The 24,745-nt window shown below is 61.7% G+C and carries 23 protein-coding genes; 12 read left to right on the plus strand and 11 right to left on the minus strand.

Features of this window, described 5'->3' with window-relative positions:
- Positions 1–10: 10 nt before the first annotated feature.
- Positions 11–964, minus strand: a complete 954-nt coding sequence (locus MK745_RS06835) for a GlxA family transcriptional regulator (RefSeq protein ID WP_243612536.1) — start codon at positions 962–964, stop codon at positions 11–13.
- A gap of 281 nt (positions 965–1,245) precedes the next feature.
- Between MK745_RS06835 and MK745_RS06840 the strand changes: the two genes are divergently transcribed.
- The 6 genes from MK745_RS06840 (at position 1,246) to MK745_RS06865 (ending at position 7,519) form a co-directional block, all read left to right on the plus strand.
- Positions 1,246–1,968 carry a GntR family transcriptional regulator gene (locus tag MK745_RS06840; protein ID WP_243612537.1) on the plus strand — a complete coding sequence of 241 codons (723 nt, stop codon included), beginning with the start codon at positions 1,246–1,248 and terminating at the stop codon, positions 1,966–1,968.
- Positions 1,965–2,900, plus strand: coding sequence for a dihydrodipicolinate synthase family protein (locus MK745_RS06845; RefSeq protein ID WP_243612538.1), 936 nt, complete (start codon positions 1,965–1,967; stop codon positions 2,898–2,900). Before MK745_RS06840 ends, MK745_RS06845 begins: the two co-directional genes overlap by 4 nt.
- Positions 2,897–4,393 (plus strand): aldehyde dehydrogenase, encoded by a 1,497-nt coding sequence (locus tag MK745_RS06850; protein WP_243612539.1) that lies wholly within the window; start codon positions 2,897–2,899, stop codon positions 4,391–4,393. Before MK745_RS06845 ends, MK745_RS06850 begins: the two co-directional genes overlap by 4 nt.
- Entirely contained in the window at positions 4,390–5,730 is a 1,341-nt protein-coding gene (locus MK745_RS06855; protein ID WP_243612540.1) for an NAD(P)/FAD-dependent oxidoreductase, read from the plus strand. Before MK745_RS06850 ends, MK745_RS06855 begins: the two co-directional genes overlap by 4 nt.
- Before the next feature lie 257 nt (positions 5,731–5,987).
- The gene (locus MK745_RS06860) at positions 5,988–6,503 is read left to right on the plus strand and encodes a hypothetical protein (protein WP_243612541.1); all 516 of its coding nucleotides are present in this window, start codon (positions 5,988–5,990) and stop codon (positions 6,501–6,503) included.
- A gap of 179 nt (positions 6,504–6,682) precedes the next feature.
- On the plus strand, positions 6,683–7,519 hold the full coding sequence (locus MK745_RS06865) for a hypothetical protein (RefSeq protein ID WP_243612542.1): 837 nt from the start codon (positions 6,683–6,685) through the stop codon (positions 7,517–7,519).
- Between the two features lie 167 nt (positions 7,520–7,686).
- Here the strand turns inward: MK745_RS06865 and MK745_RS06870 are convergent, their stop codons facing one another.
- The 3 genes from MK745_RS06870 to MK745_RS06880 all read right to left on the minus strand — a co-directional run bounded on the left by MK745_RS06870 (position 7,687) and on the right by MK745_RS06880 (position 13,462).
- On the minus strand, positions 7,687–9,243 hold the full coding sequence (locus tag MK745_RS06870; protein WP_243612543.1) for a trimethylamine methyltransferase family protein: 1,557 nt from the start codon (positions 9,241–9,243) through the stop codon (positions 7,687–7,689).
- Positions 9,244–9,361: 118 nt separating this feature from the next.
- Positions 9,362–11,341, minus strand: a complete 1,980-nt coding sequence (locus MK745_RS06875) for an FAD-dependent oxidoreductase (protein ID WP_243612544.1) — start codon at positions 11,339–11,341, stop codon at positions 9,362–9,364.
- Between the two features lie 75 nt (positions 11,342–11,416).
- Positions 11,417–13,462, minus strand: a complete 2,046-nt coding sequence (locus MK745_RS06880; protein ID WP_243612545.1) for an NADH:flavin oxidoreductase — start codon at positions 13,460–13,462, stop codon at positions 11,417–11,419.
- Between the two features lie 115 nt (positions 13,463–13,577).
- On the opposite strand from MK745_RS06880, the gene MK745_RS06885 reads away from it, so the two are divergent.
- From MK745_RS06885 to MK745_RS06895, 3 genes are all read left to right on the plus strand, one after another.
- Positions 13,578–14,213, plus strand: coding sequence for a TetR/AcrR family transcriptional regulator (locus MK745_RS06885; RefSeq protein WP_243612546.1), 636 nt, complete (start codon positions 13,578–13,580; stop codon positions 14,211–14,213).
- A 13-nt stretch (positions 14,214–14,226) separates the two neighbouring features.
- The gene (locus tag MK745_RS06890) at positions 14,227–15,420 is read left to right on the plus strand and encodes an NADH:flavin oxidoreductase/NADH oxidase family protein (protein WP_243612547.1); all 1,194 of its coding nucleotides are present in this window, start codon (positions 14,227–14,229) and stop codon (positions 15,418–15,420) included.
- Positions 15,421–15,539: 119 nt separating this feature from the next.
- Positions 15,540–15,782 carry a hypothetical protein gene (locus MK745_RS06895; RefSeq protein WP_243612548.1) on the plus strand — a complete coding sequence of 81 codons (243 nt, stop codon included), beginning with the start codon at positions 15,540–15,542 and terminating at the stop codon, positions 15,780–15,782.
- Positions 15,783–15,924: 142 nt separating this feature from the next.
- On the opposite strand, the gene MK745_RS06900 is transcribed toward MK745_RS06895, so the two are convergent.
- On the minus strand, positions 15,925–16,182 hold the full coding sequence (locus tag MK745_RS06900) for a DUF167 domain-containing protein (protein ID WP_243612549.1): 258 nt from the start codon (positions 16,180–16,182) through the stop codon (positions 15,925–15,927).
- Between the two features lie 151 nt (positions 16,183–16,333).
- Between MK745_RS06900 and MK745_RS06905 the strand changes: the two genes are divergently transcribed.
- Together MK745_RS06905 and MK745_RS06910 are read left to right on the plus strand one after the other, a co-directional pair.
- Entirely contained in the window at positions 16,334–16,912 is a 579-nt protein-coding gene (locus MK745_RS06905) for a nitroreductase family protein (protein ID WP_243612550.1), read from the plus strand.
- Positions 16,897–17,622: an EI24 domain-containing protein gene (locus MK745_RS06910; RefSeq protein ID WP_243612551.1), complete on the plus strand. Its 726-nt coding sequence runs from the start codon at positions 16,897–16,899 to the stop codon at positions 17,620–17,622. Before MK745_RS06905 ends, MK745_RS06910 begins: the two co-directional genes overlap by 16 nt.
- Before the next feature lie 8 nt (positions 17,623–17,630).
- On the opposite strand, the gene MK745_RS06915 is transcribed toward MK745_RS06910, so the two are convergent.
- Positions 17,631–17,909: a DUF1467 family protein gene (locus MK745_RS06915; protein ID WP_243612552.1), complete on the minus strand. Its 279-nt coding sequence runs from the start codon at positions 17,907–17,909 to the stop codon at positions 17,631–17,633.
- A gap of 79 nt (positions 17,910–17,988) precedes the next feature.
- Positions 17,989–18,393 (minus strand): methylmalonyl-CoA epimerase, encoded by a 405-nt coding sequence (gene mce / locus MK745_RS06920; RefSeq protein WP_243612553.1) that lies wholly within the window; start codon positions 18,391–18,393, stop codon positions 17,989–17,991.
- 181 nt (positions 18,394–18,574) lie between these two features.
- On the opposite strand from mce, the gene MK745_RS06925 reads away from it, so the two are divergent.
- Positions 18,575–19,291 carry a response regulator gene (locus tag MK745_RS06925; protein WP_243612554.1) on the plus strand — a complete coding sequence of 239 codons (717 nt, stop codon included), beginning with the start codon at positions 18,575–18,577 and terminating at the stop codon, positions 19,289–19,291.
- A gap of 2 nt (positions 19,292–19,293) precedes the next feature.
- Here MK745_RS06925 and MK745_RS06930 read toward each other — a convergent pair whose 3' ends face one another.
- The 4 genes from MK745_RS06930 to aspS form a co-directional block, all read right to left on the minus strand.
- Positions 19,294–20,007, minus strand: coding sequence for a GNAT family N-acetyltransferase (locus MK745_RS06930; protein WP_243612555.1), 714 nt, complete (start codon positions 20,005–20,007; stop codon positions 19,294–19,296).
- Positions 20,008–20,082: 75 nt separating this feature from the next.
- Positions 20,083–21,303 carry a DUF1501 domain-containing protein gene (locus tag MK745_RS06935; protein ID WP_243612556.1) on the minus strand — a complete coding sequence of 407 codons (1,221 nt, stop codon included), beginning with the start codon at positions 21,301–21,303 and terminating at the stop codon, positions 20,083–20,085.
- A 12-nt stretch (positions 21,304–21,315) separates the two neighbouring features.
- Positions 21,316–22,695 (minus strand): DUF1800 domain-containing protein, encoded by a 1,380-nt coding sequence (locus MK745_RS06940; RefSeq protein ID WP_243612557.1) that lies wholly within the window; start codon positions 22,693–22,695, stop codon positions 21,316–21,318.
- 149 nt (positions 22,696–22,844) lie between these two features.
- Positions 22,845–24,695 (minus strand): aspartate--tRNA ligase, encoded by a 1,851-nt coding sequence (gene aspS / locus MK745_RS06945; RefSeq protein ID WP_243612558.1) that lies wholly within the window; start codon positions 24,693–24,695, stop codon positions 22,845–22,847.
- Positions 24,696–24,745: the final 50 nt, after the last annotated feature.

Raw genomic sequence — 24,745 nt, forward strand, 5'->3', positions numbered from 1 at the left:
CCGCCTTGGTCTAGCTCAACTGCCCGCGCTGCATCATCGGGGTGCAGCCGAAAGCGGTGCGATAGACCCGCGAGAAATGCCCCGGACTCTCGAACCCACAAGCAAGGGCCACGTCAATGATCGACATCTCCGTCTGTACAAGAAGGTGCCGCGCGCGCTCGAGCCGCATCTCCATGTAATATTTCTTCGGTGAAGAGTTGAGATACTTGCCAAAGAGCCGCTCAAGCTGCCGGACGGATATCCCAAGCTCCGCCGCGATTACAGCGGGCGAAATCGGGTCTTCGAGATGCTGCTCCATGCGGGCGATGGCGGCGGCCATATGCGGGTTGCGCATCCCGTTGCGCGACTGAAGCGAAACCTTCTGCGCCGCCGTCGCTTCGCGCACTGCGTTATAGACCATCTGATCGGCCACAGCGACCGACAGGTCCCGGCCATGATCCTGCGCAATCAAGTGCAGCATGAGATCGGCCGTCGCCGTCCCGCCCGAAGCCGTCGGATGTTTGGCATCCGCGACAAAGACATTCCGCAGCAGATTCACCTCCGGAAACTTTTCCATGAAACTGTCGTGGAATTCCCAGTGAATAGACGCGTCCCGCCCGTTCAGAAAGCCACCGATCGCCAAGACCCAGCTCCCGGAACACAGCGCGCCGATACTGGTGTTGGTCAACCGCGCCTTGCGCCGCAATGCGCGCAATAGAACCGAGTGGTCCTTCGACTGCATCCCGATCCCCGATAGCACGAAAACCCGGTCGCATTCCGGCAACGCGTCAAACCTGTGTTGAACGTCAAACCTTGTGTTGTCCGAGCTCTTCGCCGTCTCGCCATCAAGCGACGCATAAGACCAGTGGTAGAGCGTCTCGCCCGAGATCAGGTTGGCAATCCGCAGCGGATCGACCGCGCAGGCAAAGGCCATGTGGGTAAAGTCCTCGACAAGCGCAAAGACGATATGCTGCGAAGCGGACATTGCGATCACCTCTCAAGAAAGCCGAACGCCCCCAAGGGGCCGCCCAGCGACGTGTCACAGGTTGGCTTTTGCGCGGTCTCTGCGCACTTTGCCGGACTTGTCCAAGCCCTCTGCCCGCAAAAAAGCGTCGTTCTGGAATGCGGTCTCATGGGTCTCTCCCTGCCTTCTACAGATCGCTCGGATCTTAATTGTAGACAATATGTATTTTTCTGTTCTACACAACATCTCACAAAACACAATGACACGCAAAGATTCGCACGCGCGGCGTCGGAGACAGATTCATGAGCCAAAAAACAATCAGCAAGAAAGCGACCTGTGTCGAAGATCTGCGCCGTCGCATCCTGACGCAGGATTTCGAACCGGGAAGCTATCTGGAAGAAGCCGAAATCGCAGAGGCCTACGAGATCTCCCGCCCGCCCCTGCGCGAAGTGCTGAACCAGCTCGCTGGCGAGGGCTATGTGGTCCTGCACAAGAACCGCGGCGCTCAGGTTGCGCCCATGACGCACAAGACCTTGCGCAATTTCTTCATGGCAGCGCCGATGCTCTATGCGGCGGTGTCCCGATTGGCCGCCGAACATGCCACCAAGGCCCAGATCATGCGCCTGAAAGACACCCAGACCCTGTTCCGCAAAGCGATCCGCGATGGCGACACCGCCGAACGCGCCTTGATGAACCAACGCTTTCACGCCGTCATCGGCGAGATGGCCGACAATGAATTCCTGACACCAAGCCTGCGGCGTCTGCTGATCGACCACACCCGTATCGCTATGTCTTTCTACAACCCCCGCAACAAATCCATGGCAGAGCAGCGCAGCATCGCGGCCGATCAGCACGATCAAATCATCGAGTTGATCGAAAAAGGCGATGTCGAAGGCTCGGCCCAACTGGCCCTCGACCACTGGGAACTCTCGCGCGCCGAGATCGAAAGCTTCGTGACCCCGGTCGGCATCCAAATCCCCCTTGGCCGCGCGCCCGGGGAACCAACCCTGAAAGGAGCCTCATGAAATTCGATGGCATCTATACCCCTGTTATCACGCCGCACCGCGATGATGGCAGCATCGACCGTGACTCCTTGGCGGCACAGATCGAGTATCTGATCGACTCCGGCGTCCATGGTCTGATCAACGGCGGCTCGACCGGCGAATATTACGCCCAGAGCCTCGAAGAACGGATGGACGTTGCAAGCTACGTCAAAGACGTGGTCGGCGACCGCCTACCGGTGATTGTCGGCACCGTGTCGATCCGGCTCTCGGAATCCATCGCGATGGCGGAACACGCGGCCAAGATCGGCGCCTCTGCGCTTCTGGTCGGTTCGCCGCCCTATTCCGTTCCGACAGAACGCGAGAACGCCCTCAATGCGCTGGCCATTGACCGCGCCGCGGACCTGCCGATCATGCTCTACAACTACCCCGGCCGTATGGGGATCGACATGGGCGAAGAGTTTCTCGACCGCGTCGGCCGTAGCCGCAACTTCTGCGCGATCAAGGAAAGCTCGGGCGATATCAACCGAGTGCACCTTCTGGCACGGGACTACCCGCATATCCAGATGTCCTGCGGCATGGACGACCAAGCCCTCGAATTCTTCGCATGGGGCGCAAAAAGCTGGGTCTGCGCCGGCTCGAACTTCCTGCCCAAAGAGCATGTCGCGCTGTGGAACGCCTGCCGCGTCGAAGGCGACTTCGACAAGGGCCGTCGGATCATGTCGGCGATGATGCCTCTGATGCGCGTCCTCGAACAGGGCGGCAAGTTCATCCAATGCGTCAAATATGGCTGCGAAATGATGGGCAACTACGCCGGTCCTCCGCGCCCGCCGCTGCGCCCCCTCAACAAGGACGACAAACGGCAATTGGAACAAGTGGTCCGTGTGCTGAAACGCACGGTGGCAGACATCGAAGCAGGGTCGAAACCCGGCACACAGGCGGAGGCAGCGGCATGAGCGACCTTTTGACAACCGAAGAATACAAAGCCATCGCGGCAGGTCTGACCCTGCCCACACAGGCCTTTGTCGACGGAAGCTTCCGTCCGGCCCAAAGCGGCAAGACCTTTGACACGATCAACCCGGCGACAGGGGAAGTCCTGGCCAAACTCGCCGCATGTGGTGGCGAAGACGTGGATTTCGCCGTGCAGAAAGCCCGCGATGCCTTCGAAGATGGCCGCTGGTCCCGCCTGCACCCTTCCGAGCGCAAAGACGTTCTAATCAAGCTGGCAAAGCTGATGACGCGCAACGCCCGTGAACTCGCGGTCATGGAAAGCCTCGACAGCGGCAAGACGATCTACGACTGCGAAACCGTCGATATCCCGGAAACCATCCACTGCCTGAAATGGCACGCCGAGTTGATCGACAAGATCTATGATCAGGTCAGCCCGGCCTCAGACGATCACATCTCCATGGTCGTGCGTGAACCCGTCGGTGTCGTCGGCCTTGTCCTGCCATGGAACTTCCCGCTCCTCATGCTGGCGTGGAAGATCGGCCCGGCCCTGGCCGCGGGCTGTTCGGTGATCGTCAAGCCCGCCGAAGAGACGTCACTGACGGCCCTGCGCGTTGCCGAACTGGCGATGGAAGCCGGTGTCCCGCCGGGTGTCTTCAACGTATTGCCCGGATCAGGCCCGGATGTGGGCGAACCCTTGGGCCGCCACATGGATGTTGACGCGCTCAGCTTCACCGGTTCGACCGAAACCGGACGGCGCTTCCTGCGCTATGCCGCCGAAAGCAACCTCAAGGAAGTCACGCTCGAGATGGGCGGCAAGAACCCGGCCGTGGTGCTGGACGACGCCGAGAACCTCGACCGGGTGGCAGCGCATATCGTCAACGGTGCCTTCTGGAACATGGGCGAGAACTGCTCGGCCTCCTCGCGGCTTATCGTGCAACAAGGTGTGAAGGACGCATTGCTCGAACGTATCAAGGCCCACGCCCGCGAATGGCCCATGGGCGATCCGCTCGACCCGCTGAACCGCGTCGGCGCCCTGGTGTCGCAAGAGCATTTCAACAAGGTCTGTTCCTATCTTGGCAAAGGGCCGAAGGTTGTCATGGGCGGCACCGCGAAAGACGGCTTTGTCGAACCGACCATTCTCGATGTCGCCGCCGACGCGCCGCAGGCCCGCGAAGAGATCTTCGGCCCGGTCCTGTCTGTCTTGACCGTTGAAAACTTCGACGAAGCCATCGCACTGGCCAACGCGACCGAATACGGGTTGGCCGCCTCGATCTTCACCGCGAATATCAAGCGCGCGATCCGTGGCGCCCGCGCCATCCGCGCCGGAACCGTGACCGTGAACAGCTTTGGCGAGGGCGATATCTCGACGCCGTTCGGCGGCTTCAAGGCAAGCGGCTTTGGCGGGCGCGACAACGGCATCCACGCGCATGACCAGTACACCCAGCTCAAGACGATCTGGCTCGATCTGGCCGACGACGCGGACGAGGCCGTGAATTGACCCACCTCCAAACCGATAAGCTGTCGGCCCTTCCGGGGCCGGCAGCATGGAATGCCATACTCGGGCCCGCCCCCGACTACGCCCCGCTGCAAGGGGCCCAGACCGCCGACGTCGTCGTCATCGGCGCCGGGTTTGCCGGGCTCTCTGCCGCCCGCCGCGTCCGCCAGATCGAGCCCGAGGCAAAGGTCGTCCTGCTCGACGCCAGCCGCATCGCCGAAGGCTCGGCGGGCCGGAACTCGGGCTTCATGATCGATCTCCCGCACGAGTTGACCTCGGACGACTATGCCGGAGCTGGCGACGACCGGGCAATGATCAGCCTCAACCGCGACGCCATCGCCTTCGCGGCGCAAGCGGTGGACGAGTATCAGATAGACCCCAACTATTTCGATCGCGCGGGCAAGGTGAATGGCGCGGCAAGCGCGACGGCACATGCCCACAACGAAAGCTACGCGCGCCACCTTGCCTCGCTCGGGGAAGCCTCCGAAATGCTGGACGCCAAGGCCATGGCCGCGCTGACAGGTTCGCATCACTACCAATCCGGGCTCTACACACCCGGCACCGTGATGCTGCAACCCGCCGGATACATCCGCGGGCTGGCGGCAGGGCTGGCACGCGACGCGGTGACCATCCACGAAAACAGCGCCGTCCTCTCCCTCACCCGCGAAGGACAGGCCTGGAAGGTGACAACCCGCTCCGGCGAGATCAGCGCTGGCCGTGTCATCCTGACCGTAAACGGCCATCTGGAAAGCTTCGGCTTTGAGAAAGGCCGGCTGATGCAGCTTTTCCTCTACGCCGTGATGACCCCAGAGCTCGACCAAGACGCCTTGGCAAAGCTCGGCGGACAAGACCGCTGGGGCATCACCCCATCAGACCCGATGGGAACAACCGTGCGGCGCATTGATACCGGTCAAGGCGGCAACCGCATCGTCACCCGCACCTGCGCGACCTTGGCCCCCGGACGGCGCGTCGGCCCCGGCCATGTCGCACGAGCAGCGCGCGTGATGCAGAAGAAATTCGACACCCGCTTCCCCAAACTCGCCGGAATGCAAATGCAACACGCCTGGGCCGGCCATCTCTGCCTGACGCTGAACGGCGTGTCGGTGATGCGCCAACTGGACGACGGCCTCTATTCCGGCTGCGTGCAAAACGGCCTCGGCACCGCGCGCGGGACGTTGACCGGGATCGGCGCGGCAGAGCTCGCCTGCGGCGTGCAAAGCCCCATCACCCGCCACTTCACCGCCGAAGCAAAGCCCAAACGCCTCCCCCCACAGCCCTTCCAACAACTCGGCGCCAACGCCGTTTTGCGCTGGAAAGAATGGACAGCACGGGCGGAGTGAACAGCAGCCTTGAGGTCAAAGCCAACCCATTGCGCGGCCACAGCGTTGGGGAATGTGGGTGGGGAGTGGGCGTTCGTTGCTGTCGCGAAGTTGTCAAGTAGCAAACTTCCAAAGCTGACGTTCGATTGCTTTGGCGCATTCACGAGGGACAATGTTGGAGTACATTACTTTGATTCCTTCATATTTAGATGCAAACTGTTATGTGGGCTCCAAAGCTCTCCCGAATTGCCATCAAGCAGATTCGCAAAGATAAGCCAATGCGTAACCACTATCGGAAGAAGCTCAACAAGCTGTTGTCGCGGACTGGCGACGAAGAGTTTATACAGCTCTTGTGGGCCACCCATATTCTACAAACAGATAATCCCGATCCAGCGCTCAAATTCTTTCTGCCTGAAACCATTCCTGAAGGGGCAATCAGCGCGAAGATGCCAAGCAAATATTCGATACATAAATGGGAAATCGAGACGCTGGCAAATGAGTTGATGACGGTTCCAAAAGCCAAGTTGAAGAGAAACCGCCCGATAAGAAAATTGCGCTGCGACCACTTTGGCGCTGCGACGGATTGCGTAAACTGGCTCCCAAGTTGGAAAACGTCGAATATCGTGTCCAGAAGAAACGTGAAGAAATATTCATCGAAATGGGGCGCATCGCTGCGCGCCAGTTCGACTGGCAACGTGGCTTTGTTAACATTCCACAGTTTTACCGAAACGCCTTTGTTTATGGCCAGGGGCCTTGTGCCGCGCAATTCGAGAGAGCGCACGGAATCACGCTGAACCGTTTTTCACAAATCGGGTTCATGCTCTACGTCTCATTGACCAACTTCCCAGTTGTTCGGAACGACAAGTCTTGGGTGGACATGGGAGTCGAGTGGGAGGAAGTCGAAAGAGTCTTGGCGCTGATAGCATTGCCGTTTCCAAAGGCTTCGGCCCTGGCAAGAGACAGGCGGCGCAAAATGATCCACACGGCAGACAAACCGAGCATCCTTCGGCAGGCTCCCTGCTTGCGCTTTGGCGAAGAGGGCGAAAGAATACGCGCACCAGTGCCGGAACTTATCCTTGAGCGTGTCACATCTGGCGTATTCTATGACGTGGTGGACGGCGGCGGTCCGATTCGAGACGACTACGGAAGGCGGTTCGAAGACTACTGTGTGAGGTACCTTGCTGAAACGTTGCCCGGTTTCGAATGGGAAAGAGAATTCAAGTACCGGAAAAAGCCGAACAAACTCGATACCCCAGACATTCTTTGCAAGCTGAGTGACCAGATTTCAGCCGCATTCGAATGCAAAGCAACGCGTATGTCGCAACAAGCAATGTTTGGAATGAACCCGATTGAGGACCGAGGCTATCAAGACATAACGAAGGCTGTTTTCCAGCTATGGCGGTTCTTCTCACACTGCCGGCGGGGCTATGTTGGAAGGGCTGTGAGCGATGAAGCTATTGGCGTCGTGCTAACGCTGGACAACTGGCTTGTGATGGCTGAGACGCTGAGGAAGCAAGTTCTTGCAGACGCCGAAAAAATGGCGCTTGAGAAGGATGCCGATATTTCCGAGGCAGACAGGAAACCTATCGTCTTTGTTGCCGTGCCTGAATTAGAGCGCGCTCTATCGACTTCAACGGAGGCGACCTTGTTGCAAGCCTTGAAGTCATCCAACTCGGAAAAGTATCGAGGTTGGCGTTTGGACGGCGTTCACAAAGATTTGGTTGCTGGCACAGCTCATCCAAATCGAAACTATCCGTTTGCTGATGAACTTGGAAAACTACTCCCTTGGTGGGATGAACTGAGTGAATAGTGAACTAAGCGACGAGATAACTAGACATTGCTTGTCTTTTCAATGGCTTGGCAGAAAGGACTCGCAGCAGCCCTTCGCCGCAGTGGACTTGAGGGTCGCAATTGGCCGCTCGCACCAAACCAGACTGACACCTATAAGGTCAGCTCTGTCTCGCAAAGCTGTCCTTATCAATAGTCCTGGTTGAGCTCATCAGCCGCAGGGATTTCCCGTTCGCGACGCGCAATGAAGTCCCGCAGTTCTTCGTCCTTCGCCACATCAAGCTTCGGCTCCTGATACTCGGACAAGAGCTTGCGGGCGTGCTCGAGCGCGCGCTGGGTGATCTCTTTCGACCCTTCCGCGACCCATTGCTCGATTGAGTTGTTGTCGAACAGCTCGGGCATGAAAAAGGCCGTCTGGAAATTGTCCTGCGTGTGCGGGTGGCCAAGGTAATGCCCCCCCGGTCCCACGTCCGGCACCGCAGAAAGCGCTTGGTCGAAATCGCCCCATTGCGGCCCTTGGGCCATGCGGTGGCCCATGGCGCACTGCTCTGCATCGACCACAAACTTGGCCACGGAACAATGCATCCCGGCTTCGTTCCACCCGGCACTATGCCAGATGTAATTGGCGCCCGCATGCAGGACCGCCGACAGTGTCGTGGCCGATTCATAGCCCGCCTGCGCGTCAAAGGTCTTCGCCCCGCCCAAAGTGTTCGAGGTCCGCCACGGCACCCCGTAGTGCCGCGCCATCTGGCCGATCATAAAGTTCATCAGGCTGATCTCGGGCGTGCCTGCCATCGGCGCACCGGATTTCATCGAGACCGTCGAAAGATAGTGGCCATAGATCGCCGGACAGCCGCGACGGATCACCTGCGTATAGGCCAGCGCGCTCAACGCTTCGGCATTCAACTGCGCAACCGACGCCGGGACCGACGCGGGCGTGTTCGCCCCGCCAAGCACGAAAGGCGAGCACAAGACCGGCTGATTGCGTTTGCACAGCGCCCGCATTGCGCCCAGCATCGTTTCGTCCCAGACCAAAGGCGAGTTGCCGTTACAGTTCCCCGTGGTGACCGGATTCTGCTCCATGAAGTCCTCGCCAAACAGGATGGCGCACATGGCCATCACATCCTCGGCGTTCTTCGGACTGGTGGTCATCGCCATAAAGGTCTTGTCGGAATGCTTCATCGACGAATAGGTGATGCGCAGATGCCGCTGGCTGATCGGATGGTCATAGGGCTCGACAATATGGTGCGCCGAGGAATGCAATGCGGGCATCATATGCGCGAGCTTGTGGAACATCGCGAGATCGTCAAGCGTCGGGTTGCGGCGCACATCGTCCAGATCGCGCAGGAAGGGCGCACCGGTCATCGGAACAAAGATCGAATGCGGCCCCCCAAGGCGCACGTTCTTGGCCGGATTGCGCGCCGAATAGGTAAAGTCCGCCGGGATCGTCGCAATCAGGTCGCGCACCAACCCGCGGTCGAGATAGACCCGCTCACCCTCTACCTTTGCACCAGCTTGCTTCCAGTCTTCCAGCGCAATCGGATCGCGAAACACCACGCCCACGTTTTCGAGGATATCCATCGAGGCGGCGTCGATCTTCTCGACCTGTGCGCCGTCCATCACCTCGCAAAGCGGAATGGCACGGGTCAGGCCGGGTAGCATGGTGAAATCCCGGGTGGTGCGAAGCGTCCGGCGTGCCGAGCGTCCGCCGGAACGCGCGCGGGGTCGGGCCAAAGTGTCGGTCATATCCAGTCTCCTTTGCGATTGAGACGATATTGGACAGCCCGGCACGCGCGCTCACGCAGAATTGCGAAGCGGGTCTCACAAGAAACGACCACGCCCCGCCGGCACAGATCGGCCAGGCTCAGAGCGACAGGCCGACCTGTCTGCCGTCATAGATCGCCGCCGCCGCAAGGCGCGGGGCCGCGGCATCGCCAATGGGAACCACATGCAGCCCGCGCGCGCGCAATTCCTCAAGAAGCGCGCCATCCGCGCGGTTCCCCGTCGCAAGCACAAGCGACTCCGCCGCGATTTCGCGCTCCTCACCGGTCAACAGCGACCGGCACCGCGCCCCGGAAGAGGACCACCCCACAAGCGCGCTTTCAGTGACGAACCCTACCCCCAACCGGGCAAGCGTCTGACGCGCCGGGAAATCCGTCGCGCTGCGGCCCAGATCGCGGGCGATCATCGCATCCGGGGTGACAATCGTGACCTCATGCCCGGCCTCGGCGAGATGCCATGCCGTGCCAATGCCTTTCCAATGCCCGCCCTCGTCCAAAAGAACGACGCGCGGGCCAAGCCGGGCCGCGCGGCCCATCACGTCTTCGCTCGACCAGACGCTGCCGCTCTGGACGCCAGGCAGCTCTGCCACCTGTGGCAAGGCCTTCTGAAACCCGCTCTCCTGCGGTAACGACCCGGTGGCAAGCACGACGCACTCCGCCCCGATATCCGCGATTTCGTCGGCATCGAGATAGTGATTGAACCGCACCGTGACCCCAAGCGCCGCCAACTGCCGCTCGTACCATGCGATCAGGTCCGTGATCTGCGCCCGCCGCGGTTGCAGCCCGGCCAAACGGAACTGCCCCCCAAGCTCCGGCCCCGCCTCGCAGAGCGTGACCTTGTGGCCTCGCTCGGCCGCAACGCGCGCCGCCTCGAGCCCCGCCGGGCCGCCGCCGACGACCAACACGCTCTTTGCCGTCTCCGCCCGCGTGAACCGGTCGCCACCCCAGTCCGCCTCATGGCCAACAGACGGGTTGATCAGGCACGAGATGTAGTAATCACGCCCCCGCCGCCCCCAGCACTGCTGGTTACACGACAGGCACCCGCGGATATCCTCGCTCCGCCCCTCTGCCGCCTTGGTCACTAGATGCGGATCGGCGATCTGCCCACGCACGATTGACACCATATCCGCCTGCCCGGCCCCCACAACGGTATTGGCGTTCTCCGGCGTGCGGATATTGGCTTCGGCGGTCACACGGGCGCGCACCCCCGCTTGTTTGAGCCGTTCGGCCAGATCCGCGCCAAGGTTCTCGGGATACTGAAAGCTGGGGATGATCTTCTGAAAATCGACATAGCTGCCCGCGCCGATGGTGACATAGTCCATCAACCCCTCGGCATCATGCAACGAAACAATCTCGACCATCTCGTCGCGTGTGGGAAAGACACCCGTGGCCGGATCGTCCGACACCGCCAGACCGACGATGAACGCCTCCCCACAAGCGGCGCGAATCCGGCGCAGGATCTCCCTTGAAAACCGCGTGCGGTTCTCAAGACTGCCGCCCCATGCGTCGGTGCGCGTGTTGGAAAACGGGGTCCAGAACTGATCGAGCAGACAATGATAGGCCGCCCAGACCTCGACCCCGTCAAACCCCGCAGCCTGACAGCGGAGCGCGGCCTTCACAAAGGCCTCGATGGTCTCTTCGATCTCGGCCTCGGACATGGCCCGGCTGCCATCATTGTCGTGATAGCTCGGCCCGCCCGAAGGCGACCAGTTCGCATGCCAGCTATTGTCCCAATCGCCATGTGCACCGACGTGATACAACTGCTGGATCATCACCGCGCCCTCGGCCTTACAGGCTTCGGTCAGACGGGCAAAATGCGGGATCACCGCGTCGCTCGAATGCCGGAAATTGCCCCGCGTAAGAACGGCGGCGGCATGCACGGGCATCGGTTCGACCACGATCATCGCCGCCCCGCCTATGGCGCGCTCAAGGTAATAGCCAAGGTGCCGATCCCCGGGCAGGCCATCCTCGGCCATGTTGGTCGTATGCGCCCCGAACACGATGCGGTTGCGCAACGTCTTGTGGCGCAGGGTCAGCGGGCTAAAGATATGTGAGTTGGTCATTCTGCCTCCCAAGCAGAGAGCATCACCCGATTGCGAGCGCGCCCAAGGCACGCCGGGCCGATCGCACGCGGTGCATCAGATATCCTTCATCAGACGCAGCGCGTCATAGATCGCGGCATGGGTGTTGCGGGCGCTGACCGCATCCCCGATCCGGAAAAGCTGAAACTGGCCGTCGGGGTTGCGGGTCACGCTCTGCACCTCACCGCCGATCAAAGCGTCATAGTCCACTGCGCCATGGTTCGATGACAGCGGTTTGAGCTCAAAATAAAGCGTGTCCATCGGCATCGTGCCATAGTTCACCACGACCTGATCATAGGTCTTCTCGCTGGTGAAATCGCTATAGTCGGTGCCGATCACGGCCTTCAAACGGTTGCCGTCGCGCTGAACGTCTTTCAGGCGGCGGGTGACGGTAAAGGTGACATCCTTGTCCTGAAGTGCGCGCATGTAGGGGACAAGGTTCATCGCCATGATGTCGGGCGCAAAGGTGCGGTCCGGGGTCATCACCTCGACCTGGCTACCGGCCTCGGCGGCTATTTCGGCCGCCATCAGACCGGGATGATCGCCGCTTTCATCATAGATGAGAACCTGCGCGCCGGGTTTCACATCTCCCGCGATGATATCCCAAGCACTCACCACCTCGGCCTGCTCCTGCCCGGCTTCGAACAACTCGGTATTGGGCATTCCACCTGTGGCGACAATCACCACATCAGGGTTCAGCGCGGTCACGTCCTCGACCTCGGCCCATGTGTTGAACCGGAATTCCACGTCTCGCGCCGCGCATTGCGCCATGCGCCAGTCAATGATGCTGATCATCTCGCGACGGCGTGGGTTCTGCGCAGTCAGGCGGATTTGCCCGCCCGGGTCCGGCTGTGCCTCAAGAACGACCACATCATGGCCGCGCTCTGCGCTGACACGCGCCGCCTCCAATCCCGCTGGCCCGGCCCCGATGACCACGACCTTCTTGCGGGTCTGCGCCGGCGCGATGCTGTGCGGCATCGTCAACTCCCGGCCCGTCGCAGCATTGTGGATACAAAGCGCATCCCCCGCCTGATAAATCCGATCAAGACAGTAGGTCGCCCCGACACAGGGACGAATATCATCCTCGCGCCCGTCCATGATCTTCTTGACCACATGCGGATCGGCCATATGCGCCCGCGTCATGCCCACCATGTCGAGCAACCCGGCCTGAACCGCATGGCGGGCGGTGGCGACATCCGGGATCTTGGCGGCGTGAAAGGTCGGCATCCCGGTCACCTTCTTCACCTGCCCGGCAAAATCGAGATGCGGCGCGTTCTTCATCCCCTGCACCGGGATCACATCGGTCATCGCCGGGTCGGTATGGATTCGCCCGCGCACCACGTTGAGAAAGTCGACCATCCCCGACTCCGCCAACCGTTTCGAAATCTCGACCCCTTCCGCCTCTGAGATTCCGCCAGCCTCGATCTCATCGGCCGTATAGCGCAGCCCGACAATGAACCCGTCGCCCACGCGCTTGCGGATTCCACCAAGCACATCCATCAATAGCTGCATACGGGTCTCAAGCGACCCACCGCCATACGGCCCATCAAGGTCATTCGTCAAAGGCGACCAGAACTGATCGAGAAGATGGCCATAGACCTGCAACTCGATCCCATCCATGCCCCCCTCTTTCATGCGCTCGGTGGCATCGGCAAAGTCGGTGATGATGCGCTCGATGTCCCAGTCTTCCGCCAGTTTGGGAAAGGCACGGTGCGCCGGTTCGCGATGCTTGGAGGAGGACACCGACGGCAGCCAATCGCCCTTGTTCCACGCCGTCCGCCGCCCAAGATGGGTCAGCTGAATCATCACCGCACAGCCATGATCATGACAGGCATCCGTCAGCTGCCGAACCCACGGCACGACCTCGTCCTTATAGGCCAGAATATTGTTGAACACCGGCGGGCTGTCCTTGGAGACCGCCGCCGAACCCGCCGTCATCGCCAGAGCCACCCCCGCCTTGGCGCGCTCTGCGTGATAGGCCGCATAGCGTTCTTTCGGCATGCCATCCTCGGGATAAGCGGGCTCATGGCTTGTCGTCATGATGCGGTTGCGCAGCGTCAGATGCTTGAGCTGATAGGGCTGAAGAAGGGGATCGTTTGACATTGCAGGACTCCGATGAACTGACAGGACGATTCCAGAAATGTTCACTTGTGTCAATAAATCGTTCATCTCTGACCATTTCCTTGTGACCCGCAAAAGAACCCGCTAGGATCACCGCATGAAAACAAAGCGCGACACCGACGAGAAATCAGGCGGCTGGAGAGGCTCCCGCGAGGTCTGGCTGACTGCCGCCCGCGACGCCTTCATCGAATCCGGAATTGACGCCGTGAAAATTCAGCCGCTGGCAAACCGGCTGAGCCTGTCGCGCACCAGCTTCTATTGGTTCTTCCCGGATCGTGCCGCGCTGCTCGACGCGCTTCTTGCCGAATGGAAAACCGCGAATACCGAAAGCCTGGTGATCGCCACGCAGGACTATGCCGAAACCATCACCGAGGCCGTTCTCAACCTGATCGGCATTTTCCTCGATGATGGCCCGTTCGAAAGGCGGCTCGATCTTGCGGTCCGCGGTTGGGCGCTTCAATCCGATGCCGTCGCCAAACAGGTGCACGCCGCAGACGAAGCCCGGCTCGACGCGATCCGCGCCATGTTCGTCCGCTTCGGCTATGACAAGGGCGAGGCCGACGTGCGGGCGCGCACTGTCTACCTGACGCAAATCGGCTATATCTCGATGCAGGTCAAAGAGACCTTGGCCGTGCGCCTCGCGCGTATCCCCGATTACGTCACCACCTTCTCGGGCCAGCGCCCGACCGAGCGGGAAATGGCCCGCTTTCGCGCCCGGCACGGAGCCGACTGACCAAGGAGCCCCCATGCCTCAGTCTCATCTTTCCCCACTCGCCCACCCCCTGATCTTGCCGTGCGGCGCAACGCTCAAGAACCGCATCGCCAAATCCGCAATGTCTGATTCCCTCGGGGATGGCGCTGGCAACCCGACCGAAGACCAGATCAATCTCTACCGTCGCTGGGCCAAAGGCGGCCTTGGGGTATCGATCATTGGCGAAGTTCAAGGCACCCCTCACTACCCCGAAAAGCCCGGCAATCTGGTCATGAACCGCGATTCGAACCTTGAACGCCTGAAGCAACTGGCCAAGGCGGGCGCAACCGACGGTGCTCAGCTTTGGGTGCAACTGGGTCATGCTGGCGCAATGGCGGACGCTCCGATCAGCACGCCAAAAGGACCGAGCGCGCTTGATCTGCCCGGCTTGACCTGTGGCGCGTTGTCTTTGGACGAAATAGAGGCCCTGCCAGCCGAGTTCGCCCGCACAGCCAAGCTTGCCAAAGAGCTTGGGTTCGGCGGTGTGGAAATCCACGCGGCGCATGGGTTCCTGCTGAACCAGTTCCTGTCGCCGTTGTTCAATCGACGCGATGACGCCTATGGCGGCGCGCTTCGCAACCGGATGCGCCTGCTGCTCGAAGTGATCCGGGCAGTGCGAGACAAGGTCGGACCGGAGTTTCCCGTCGGGATCAAATTGAACGCCACGGATCAGCTTGAAGGCGGTTTCGCCGAAGACGAGGCGCTTGACGTCATCGCCGCAATGGACAAACGCGACATCGACCTGATCGACATCAGCGGCGGCACATACTTCCCCGGTGCGGCGTCCTCTTCTGATCGCGCTGGGTCTGGTCCCTACTTCCTGGATTTCGCAGGCCGCGCGCGCTCAAAGACCAATATCCCTTTGATGGTGACGGGCGGCTTCAAGACATTGGCACAAGCCGAGAGCGCCGTCGCCGAAGGCAAGGCCGACCTCGTCGGCTTGGCACGCGCCCTTGTGGTGGAGCCGGAGCTGCCGTCCTACTGGCTGGCCGGTCAACGGGCCGCGCCTCTGTTCCCCCGTTTCAAAGCCCCGCCCGAAGGCGGCGTTACCGCATGGTATACAATGCAGTTGACCCGCCACGCACAAGGGGCCGCCGCGCTTTCACCCGAAGACATGGACGCCGCGATCGAAGCTTACGCACGCCGAGATGAAGCACGTCGAGAAGTTTGGACGCGCACGTTCAACTGACCGTCCTCGAGTCGAAGCGCTTTGCCTCGCCGCCCGCGCAAGCCCCTTCCGGCAAGCCGCTGCAACGCCCCCCGAAACAAACCATTCCCCTACCCCATGCAATCCGCTAGGCTGATGGCATGTTCAGCATCGAGCACGAATTTGACGCCACGGTTGTCACGCTTGTTGACGAAGGGCCCGCCCCTCTCAAAGAGGATGTCATCATCCAGATGTTCGACGATTGCATCACCGTCGAACAATACGACGCGCGCACGGATACGGTGCAGAAGGTGACCTTCTCCTCGCATCAGATCGAGGAACTCGCCGCCGCGCTCGACCTGCCGGAAGGCGTCTACAAACTGCACAAGCGCGGCACGGAATAGGCCGGGGAAAAGGCTTTTCAAAATGCCTTCCCCAAGCGGTTTCGAAACCGCTTTCGCCCGTTAACCCGAACGCTGCGTTAACGCTTCCCCACAGATGCAATACAGACGCGATACCGACGTAATACCGACGTTGGCTTTGTCGTTAACCTTCGACGCGAAACACCTTGTCGCGGGCGGTCTGGCCGCGCACCAGAACGAGCCGCGATTTCGCCACGCCAAGCGCCTTGGCGAGGAGTTTCTGCACCATTGCATTGGCCTTGCCACCCTCCGGCACGACCGTGACATAGACCCGGATTTGTCCGTCCTCATCGCGCTTCACGGCATTGCGCGAGGCCTTCGGCGTCACCCGCACGGCGATCTCTGTGCCGGGCGCGGCAAGGGCTGCGAATTCGTTGGACATTCGGGTGGGCCTCCATGGCGTCTGCGCGCCTTTATGGCCTGTGACGCCACGCCATGCAAACCGCAAAAACCTGCAAAAACAACTGGAAAGTGGTTGAATTTCCGGCCTTTAACGACAACATGCCAAGCGTGAACTCACTACGGAAACGCCCATGCCAACCCCCAATCCGGCCGCGCTCGAGTTTCTCCTGACGCGCCGCTCCCGCCCCGCCAAGACCCTGACGACACCGGTGCCAACCCGTGCCGAACTCGCGCCCCTGCTCGAGGCGGCGCTACGCAGTCCCGACCACGGCAAGCTCGAACCCTGGCGCCTCCTCGTCCTCGAAGAGGCCGCCCTGCACCGCCTCGGCGATGCTGTCGGCGCCCGCGCCGCCGCGCTCGGGCTGGACGAGGTGCAAACCGGCAAGGGGCGCACCCAATTCGACACCGGCCACCTCGCCGTCGCCGTCATCGAATCCCCCGTCATCGCCGAAAAAGTCCCCGCCATCGAACAAACCTACTCCGCCGGCGCCGTCTGCCTCGCGCTTCTGAACGCGGCGTTGGCGTCGGGCTGGGGGGCGAATTGGCTTTCGGGCTGGCCCTCGCATGATGCTGTTTTCCTTCAGGAATCCCTCGGCCTCGCCCCGCACGAACGGCTTGCAGGGCTGATCCATATCGGCACCGAAACCGCCGCGCCGCCAGAGCGCCCGCGCCCCAGCATCGAGGACAAGGTGACATGGGTCTCTCGCTGATCTTCTCGTCGTTTTTCGCCGCCCTTTCGCAGATGGGCGACCGCCGGTTCCGCAAGGTACTCGGTCTTGGCATCGTGTTGACAATCGCGCTGCTCGTCGGGGCCTATGCCGGGCTACTGACCCTTTTGGATTTCGTCGTCGGGGAAGAGGCCTACGTTCCCGTCATTGGCGAAGTGACATGGCTCGATGATCTCCTGAGCTGGTCCTCGTTGATCTTCATGGTGGTGCTGTCGGTCTTCCTGATGGTGCCCGTCGCCTCGGCCATCACCTCGATGTTCCTCGACGAGGTGGCCCAGGCTGTCGAAGATCGGCATTACCCCAACCTGCCCGCCGTGCCGCGCATGCCCTTCTCGGATGCATTGCGCGATACGCTCGCGTTCCTCGGCGTGCTGATCGTGGCGAACCTTTTGGCGTTTATCCTCTACGCGTTCTTCTCGCCCTTCGCGTTGTTCATCTTCTGGGGTCTGAACGGCTTTCTGCTCGGGCGCGAGTATTTCCAACTCGCCGCCATGCGCCGCTTGGGGCGCGACGGGGCCAAGGCCCTACGCAAGAAGCATTGGGTGACGATCTGGATCGCAGGCACACTGATGGCGATGCCGTTGTCGCTGCCGCTGATCAACCTCGTGATCCCGATCTTCGGCGCGGCGACCTTCACGCACCTGTTTCACGGGCTGAACGCCCGCTCCGAGGCGCGGCCACGCGGGTTCTGAAACCTTGTCTATTCACCCACAGGCGGCAGGCGGTTCATCCAATCAAAGTCGCGCACGGTGATGATGCCTTGGCTGATGATCCAAAACAGGATCAGCCAGATCACCGCGGCAACGCCGGTGGTGATCCATGCCTTGGCCTTAAGGTTATGCTGCGCCGGTGCACCTGCATGGGTGCCCTCCACGATCTCGCCCACGTCTCCTTGGGTCTTGAGCCGGATCGGGATCACGATCAGCAGGGTCAGGAACCAAAGCACGGCATAAAGCACGAGGGCGGAAGTGATCGACATGGGCGCAGTCCTAATCTAGCGGCGACAGGCGGGACAATAGCCCGCCTGCGCCCGAGTTCAAACCGGGATTCGTCCTGCCTCAGACTTGCTCGAGTTCCACGAGGCAGCCGTTGAAATCCTTCGGATGCAGAAACAGGACCGGCTTCCCATGCGCGCCGATCTTCGGCTCGCCCGAGCCAAGCACACGGGCGCCGGTTTCCTTGAGATGATCACGCGCGGCGATGATGTCATCGACCTCATAGCAGACATGGTGAATGCCGCCCGCCGGGTTCTTTTCAAGGAAGCCGTTGATCGGGCTATCCTCGCCAAGCGGGTAGAGCAGTTCGATCTTGGTATTGGGCAGTTCGATGAAAACCACGGTGACGCCGTGATCCGGCTCGTCCTGAGGGGCACCGACCTTTGCGCCAAGCGCCGAGCGATACTGCTCCGAGGCGGCTTCGAGATCCGGCACGGCGATAGCCACGTGGTTGAGACGACCGATCATGTCCTTATCCTTTCCATATCTTTGCAAAACTTGCGCACCTTATGGGCCGGGTGCCGCCCGCATGCAAGAGGGTCAGACCGCGCACAAGGTCTTTCCGTTGCCGCACTTAACCCTTTGTTAGCCAAGCCTGCCTAGCCTCAACTCCAGTGCCCCTGATCACCCGCTGCCGAGGACCAAGACGATGGATGATTTCCTTTCGCAAACGCCCCACCGCCTGCCGACGCCCCAACGCCCGCTTCTGGGCCTGACGGTGCTTGTTGTCGAGGATAGCCGCTTTGCCTGCGACGCGTTGCGCCTCTTGTGCCTGCGCTCCGGTGCCCGCATCCGGCGCGCGGATTGCATTGCCTCTGCCCGTCGCCACCTTCAGGTCTATCGCCCGTGCGTCGCCATCATCGACATGGGCCTGCCGGATGGCAACGGCGCCAGCCTTATCTCAGAGCTTGCCGTCGCCATACCGCGCATTGACGTCATCCTCGCGACCTCTGGCGATACCGCGTTTGAAGAAACGGCGCGGCAGGCCGGGGCCGATGGCTTCCTCGCCAAACCTTTGGACAACCTTGCCACCTTTCAAACGGCCATTCTCGATAAGCTGCCGCGCGATCGCCGCCCCGTCGGCCCGCGTGCGCTTTTCGATGAAACGGTGCGGCCCGACCCCGTGGCCGATCATGACGATCTCTGCCACGCGATGGATACGCTTTCTGGCGATGGTCGGGGCGAGGCGATCGACTATGTCGCGGGATTTCTCTCTGGCATCGCCCTAAGCGCGCGGGACCAGCCGCTCCACAAAGCCGCCGAGACGGTTGCGCGAGGGCGCGCCAATGGCCGAATGCTAAACGCCGACCTGTTGCGCCTGACGCAGGTTCTCAAGAAACGCTTGGCCGAGCCCGTTCCGGTCTAAGATCAAAGGCTCGGGTCGCTGCTTACCCGGACAAGCCGCGTCAGATCGCTCAGACGCTCGACTTGTGCCCCGCGTGCGTCAAAATTTCCCGGCGCAAGCCAAACCTCGTATGCGGCAGCCAGCGCCGGCCAATCACTATCAATCGCCGCGAACCATGCCGTATCCCGGTTGCGCCCCTTGACGACGCTATGCTGGCGAAAGACCCCCTCATAGCTGAGCCCAAGCCGCTCGGCCGCGCGGCGCGACGGACGGTTAAGCGCATCACACTTCCACTCAAAGCGCCGGTATCCATTGGCAAAGGCCCATTGCATCATCAAGACCATCGCCTCGGTCGCAGCCCGCGTCCCCTGTAGCTGTGGCGCGAGGTTGATATGGCCGATCTCGATCGACCCGGCTTCTGGCTTGATCCGCAGATAGCTCACCACCCCACCCCAAGCGCCCCGGTCCTTGTCATAGATCGCGTAAAAGAACGGATCCCCCGCGCCGGTGATCCCCTTGACCCATCTGTGATAGGCGGCTGCGGAATGAAACGGGCCATACGGCAGATAGTCCCAGACCGCATCCTGCCCCTCGTAGGCACGAAACAAGAGCGCGGCATGGGTCTCGGCCTGCAAAGGCTCAAGCCGGGCATAGCGCCCGTCGAGCACCACGCCGGTCGGGGCCGGCGGCGGCGACCACCCGTCTACTGGTGCGCCTATGGGTCTGTCTTCGGCCATACTGCCTCCACTGTATCAGCAAGAGACTGGCACAAAGCCCGCGCGTGTCCAAGCTTTTCGTGGTGTGACAGGGCCTTAGCGGATCAAGCCCGGATCAGCGCCCATCTCGAGCCCGGGAAACACCGTGGTTTCGAGGTGATCCCGCTCCAAGCCGAATGCTCCGCGCATCGCCCAAGCGGCCCAAGCGCGCACGTCGCTCGTCGGCATAAGGTCGCGCCGATCGTAAAGCGCCGCCTCGGCAAGCCCCGGCCACGCGCCATACACCTGTCCGCCCCGCACTGCGCCCCCGGCCAGAAGCATCGCGCCACCGGTGCCGTGATCCGTGCCACGCGTACCGTTCTCGCGCACCGTGCGGCCAAACTCTGTCATCGCGACAACCGTCGTCTTGCCCCAGACATCGGCACCAAGCCCGTCCTTGAGGCGCAAAAGCACCTCTGACAACCGTCGAAGCGGGCGGGCCAGCGTATTGCCTTGGTTCACATGGGTGTCCCATCCACCGATAGAGAAGCTCGCGATCCGCGCCGCGTCGCGTAGTTGCAGCGCAGTGAAATCCGCGATCCTGAGATGCCCTTCTCTGCCGCGGATCGCGCCGCCTTGCATTGATGTCATCATGTCCGCCTCATCCTTGGCCATGACAGAATCCCCATCGGAATCCGCAAGCAACACCGCCTCGGCCATCGCTGCGGCAAGGACCGGATCATCCTGCATCGTCATTTCAAGAAGCCGCAGACCCTGCGCACTCAGGGACAGGTCTACATCGGGCGACCAGCGCGACACCGGCATTTCTCCCGTACTCAGCAGCATGTTTTCCTGCCCGATGGCATAGGTCGTCTGCGCTGTGACCCCCGGCACACCTTGGAGCATTCGATTGAGCCAGCCATCCCGCACGCCACCTGACAGGTCGACAATCCCGGCTTCGAGAAGGTCTTGCCCGTCAAAATGGCTGCGTCGGTCGCGGTAGGGGGTCGACACGGCCTGCACCGCCGCCAATTCCCGCGCACGCCAAAGCGGCATCAGGTCGGCAAGCGCCGGGTGCAGTCCAAAGTACCCATCAAGATCAAGCGCGCTATCCCGTGTCGCCGCAAGGCCGGGCCGCGCCGCTGCGAAATCCGCATCGCCCCACGGGCGCACCGCGTCCAACCCGTCCATCGCCCCGCGCAAGATGATGACGACAAGACGATTGTCCCAAGGGGCTGCGGCAAAGCTGACCGGTGTGACAAGCGGGCTCGCCGCCGCCGAACACCCGATCGCCGCCGCTCGGAGAAGGAAGTCGCGCCGTGTCTGTGTCCGTGCCATCTCGCCTCTCCCTCAGTATCTCTGGAACGCCGGGGCCATAAGCACAAGCGCCACGCCCTCTCTGCGGCTCTCGGCGGCCCTCGCGGCGAACCGAACGCTCTCTGGTGCACCGGGGCCAAGGGCGACCTCGACGAACTCTCGCGGATCCGGACCCGCCTGCCCAAGAAGCTCCGGAAGAGAGAGCGCCCATTGCAGCCGCCCCGCCATACCCTGCGGTGTCGTCCAGGCACTGTCCTCTTCGGCCCAACCGTCCGGGCCGATCGGGCGCTCCCACGGCTGACCCATTCGCATCAGGGGGCGGCGCAGGTTTTGGTTGATCTCTTTGTAGCCCCACGGCGAAAGCACCGCTGGCGCCGCGTCCAACGCCCGCAAGCTCGACGCCACAAAGGCAATCGGCCGTTTGATATTGCCCGGCCCGGCCCACGCCGCCGGATGTCGCAGCATCGCCTCGTATACGGCCGGTAAGTCGCCCCCGGTCTCAAGGAACCGCGCCTCCATCGCCGCCACAAGGTCGTTCTCGGGCTGATCGGCAACGAAATGCACCGCAAGCTTCCAAGCAATATGGCGTGCCGTGGCCGGATGCCGCGCGAGATCGCGCAACACCTCGAGCACCGGGGCGATCCTCGGAGCCCCGCCATAGAGCTTCCCAAGCACGGTCTCCGGCCCCGGCTCTACGGCCTTCTTGCGAAAGAGGGCGCCCCGCTGTGGCGTCCAATCGAGGCCCGTGAACAGCTCGGCCAGTTGCCGCACATCGCCTTGCGTATAGGGCCCGTCCACGCCGAGCGTATGCAACTCGAGCACCTCGCGCGCCAAGTTCTCGTTGAGGCCGCGACCGGGCTTGTTGCGCCCCTGGACGCTATTTGGCCCGATGGAGCGATCCTGATTGAGGAAGTTGAGCATCAACGGGTGCGTCACCGCCGCGATGAGAAGATCTTCGAACCGCCCAGCAAGATTGGGACGCACGGCCTCTTCTAGGTAGGGACCGGTACCTGCCCGGATCACTGCGCCCTTGCCATAGGCCGTAAAGTGATCGCCCCAGAACGCCGCCAAGCGCTCGCGAAACCCGGTCCGCGTTTCGATCCGGCGCAGCATCGCCTGCCGCATCCAGCCAAGACCATCGCGATAGGCTTTCCTGCTGATCGCCTTCTGCCGCGCCTTTGCTGCGGCACGCGCGTCTTCGCTCATATCTTCAGAACGCGACGCCTTGCGGCTTATGGCGCGTTCTGCAATCCGTGCCCGGAATTCATCAAAGGGTTCAATCGGGAAGCGCCGGGCCATCTCATCGCGCACACGCACCCCGTCGAGCATCTCTTCGATGCCAGTCGGTGGCGCAATCCGCGGCGATAGCCCAAAGCCAAAGCGCGTCTCTGCACGTATCGGATCGAATCCCATCCTGCCCTCTCTCGACACCCATAGGGTCACACGCAGGCTACACCCACCGCCGTCGCCTGTTCAGAGGGAAAAACGCCCCCGGCGAAGACCCGCGCATGAAAAAGGCCGCCCCAGATCGGGACGGCCTCTCGCAATCTCTATCGCGGCGCTTAGTCCTGCGGGATGACGCGCAGGCCAAGTTCCATGAGCTGGTCGCTCGTCGGATCGGACGGCGCGTTCATCATAAGGTCTTCCGCGCGTTGGTTCATCGGGAACATCACGACCTCGCGAATGTTCTGCTGATCGGCAAGAAGCATCACAATACGGTCCACACCCGCGGCACAGCCCCCGTGCGGCGGCGCGCCGTATTTGAACGCGTTGACCATGCCGCCGAACCGCTTGCGCACTTCGTCCTCGCCATAGCCCGCGATCTCAAACGCCTTGAACATGATCTCCGGCTTGTGGTTCCGGATCGCACCCGAGACAAGCTCATAGCCGTTGCAGGCGAGGTCATACTGGAACCCCGTCGCCGAAAGCGGATCATTCTCAAGGATATCCATCCCGCCTTGCGGCATCGAGAACGGGTTGTGGTCGAAATCGACCTCGCCGGTTTCTTCGTCCTTCTGGAAAATCGGGAAATCGACGATCCAAGCGAATGCGAACCGGTCCTCATCAAGAAGTCCAAGCTCCTTGCCGATGACATCGCGCGCGCGGCCCGCGACCGCCTCAAACGACTTCGGCTTGCCACCAAGGAAGAAAGCCGCATCGCCGACGCCGAGGCCAAGCTGCTGGCGGATCGCCTCGGTGCGTTCCGGGCCAATGTTCTTGGCAAGCGGACCGGCCGCTTCCATGCCGCCTTCGACCTCACCGGACTTGAGCTTGGCCTGCGCTTCCTTGACGGAAATGCCAAGTTCCTGCGCCACGCTGTCGGCGGTCTTATCGCGCCAGAAGATATAGCCCATGCCGGGCAGGCCCTGCTCCTGCGCGAACTTATTCATGCGGTCACAGAACTTGCGCCCGCCGCCGGTCGGGGCCGGAATGGCGCGAATCTCGGTGCCGTCCTGTTCAAGCAGCTTGGCGAAGATCGCAAACCCTGAGTCGCGGAAATGATCCGATACGACCTGCATCTTGATCGGGTTGCGCAGGTCCGGCTTGTCCGTGCCATACCACTTGGCCGCGTCCGCATAGGAAATCTGCGGCCACTCGGCATCGACTTTACGGCCCCCGCCGAACTCTTCGAACACACCCTGAAGCACCGGCTGGATCGTGTCGAACACGTCCTGCTGGGTGACGAACGACATCTCCATGTCGAGCTGGTAGAAATCGGTCGGGCTGCGGTCAGCGCGCGGGTCTTCGTCGCGGAAGCACGGCGCGATTTGGAAATATTTGTCGAAACCGGCAACCATCATCAGCTGTTTGAACTGCTGCGGGGCCTGCGGCAGGGCATAGAACTTGCCCGGATGCAGGCGGGACGGCACGAGGAAGTCGCGTGCACCTTCCGGCGACGAGGCAGTGATGATCGGCGTTTGGTACTCGCGGAACCCCTGATCCCACATGCGCTTGCGCATCGACATGACCACGTCAGAGCGCAGCTTCATGTTCTCCTGCATCACCTCGCGACGCAGGTCGAGGAAGCGATACTTGAGACGGGTTTCTTCCGGATACTCCTGATCCCCAAAGACCATGAGCGGAAGTTCGTCCGCCGCGCCAAGCACCTCGAGATCGCGCACGAAGACTTCGACCTCACCGGTCGGGATCTTTTCGTTCACGAGATCGGCGTCACGCGCCTTCACGTTGCCGTCGATGCGGATACACCATTCGCTGCGCACCTTCTCCATCTCGGCGAAAACCGGGCTGTCAGGGTCGCAGAGAACCTGCGTGACGCCATAGTGGTCGCGCAGGTCGATGAACAGGATGCCGCCATGGTCGCGGACACGGTGGACCCAGCCCGAAAGGCGGACGGTGTCGCCCACGTTGGATTTGTTCAGGTCGGCGCAGGTATGGCTGCGAAAGGCGTGCATGGTCGCTCCCCGGTGACAGGTGAATAGTGAAGTCGCGCCGATACACCTTT

It is taken from the genome of Shimia aestuarii, from assembly GCF_022814865.1.
GTDB classification, from domain to species: domain Bacteria; phylum Pseudomonadota; class Alphaproteobacteria; order Rhodobacterales; family Rhodobacteraceae; genus Shimia; species Shimia aestuarii_A.

Coding starts and splice junctions, on each gene's coding strand:
- MK745_RS06915 (WP_243612552.1), bottom strand. CDS start 17,909: ATGTCGATCACTTCCGCCCTCGTGCTTTATGCCGTGCTTTGGTTCCTG.
- aspS (WP_243612558.1), bottom strand. CDS start 24,695: ATGCACGCCTTTCGCAGCCATACCTGCGCCGACCTGAACAAATCCAAC.
- MK745_RS06850 (WP_243612539.1), top strand. CDS start 2,897: ATGAGCGACCTTTTGACAACCGAAGAATACAAAGCCATCGCGGCAGGT.
- MK745_RS06860 (WP_243612541.1), top strand. CDS start 5,988: ATGCGTAACCACTATCGGAAGAAGCTCAACAAGCTGTTGTCGCGGACT.
- MK745_RS06925 (WP_243612554.1), top strand. CDS start 18,575: ATGGATGATTTCCTTTCGCAAACGCCCCACCGCCTGCCGACGCCCCAA.
- MK745_RS06895 (WP_243612548.1), top strand. CDS start 15,540: ATGTTCAGCATCGAGCACGAATTTGACGCCACGGTTGTCACGCTTGTT.
- MK745_RS06835 (WP_243612536.1), bottom strand. CDS start 964: ATGTCCGCTTCGCAGCATATCGTCTTTGCGCTTGTCGAGGACTTTACC.
- MK745_RS06935 (WP_243612556.1), bottom strand. CDS start 21,303: ATGGCACGGACACAGACACGGCGCGACTTCCTTCTCCGAGCGGCGGCG.
- MK745_RS06930 (WP_243612555.1), bottom strand. CDS start 20,007: ATGGCCGAAGACAGACCCATAGGCGCACCAGTAGACGGGTGGTCGCCG.
- MK745_RS06940 (WP_243612557.1), bottom strand. CDS start 22,695: ATGGGATTCGATCCGATACGTGCAGAGACGCGCTTTGGCTTTGGGCTA.
- MK745_RS06865 (WP_243612542.1), top strand. CDS start 6,683: ATGATCCACACGGCAGACAAACCGAGCATCCTTCGGCAGGCTCCCTGC.
- mce (WP_243612553.1), bottom strand. CDS start 18,393: ATGATCGGTCGTCTCAACCACGTGGCTATCGCCGTGCCGGATCTCGAA.
- MK745_RS06910 (WP_243612551.1), top strand. CDS start 16,897: ATGGGTCTCTCGCTGATCTTCTCGTCGTTTTTCGCCGCCCTTTCGCAG.
- MK745_RS06885 (WP_243612546.1), top strand. CDS start 13,578: ATGAAAACAAAGCGCGACACCGACGAGAAATCAGGCGGCTGGAGAGGC.
- MK745_RS06870 (WP_243612543.1), bottom strand. CDS start 9,243: ATGACCGACACTTTGGCCCGACCCCGCGCGCGTTCCGGCGGACGCTCG.
- MK745_RS06900 (WP_243612549.1), bottom strand. CDS start 16,182: ATGTCCAACGAATTCGCAGCCCTTGCCGCGCCCGGCACAGAGATCGCC.
- MK745_RS06905 (WP_243612550.1), top strand. CDS start 16,334: ATGCCAACCCCCAATCCGGCCGCGCTCGAGTTTCTCCTGACGCGCCGC.
- MK745_RS06875 (WP_243612544.1), bottom strand. CDS start 11,341: ATGACCAACTCACATATCTTTAGCCCGCTGACCCTGCGCCACAAGACG.
- MK745_RS06890 (WP_243612547.1), top strand. CDS start 14,227: ATGCCTCAGTCTCATCTTTCCCCACTCGCCCACCCCCTGATCTTGCCG.
- MK745_RS06845 (WP_243612538.1), top strand. CDS start 1,965: ATGAAATTCGATGGCATCTATACCCCTGTTATCACGCCGCACCGCGAT.
- MK745_RS06840 (WP_243612537.1), top strand. CDS start 1,246: ATGAGCCAAAAAACAATCAGCAAGAAAGCGACCTGTGTCGAAGATCTG.
- MK745_RS06880 (WP_243612545.1), bottom strand. CDS start 13,462: ATGTCAAACGATCCCCTTCTTCAGCCCTATCAGCTCAAGCATCTGACG.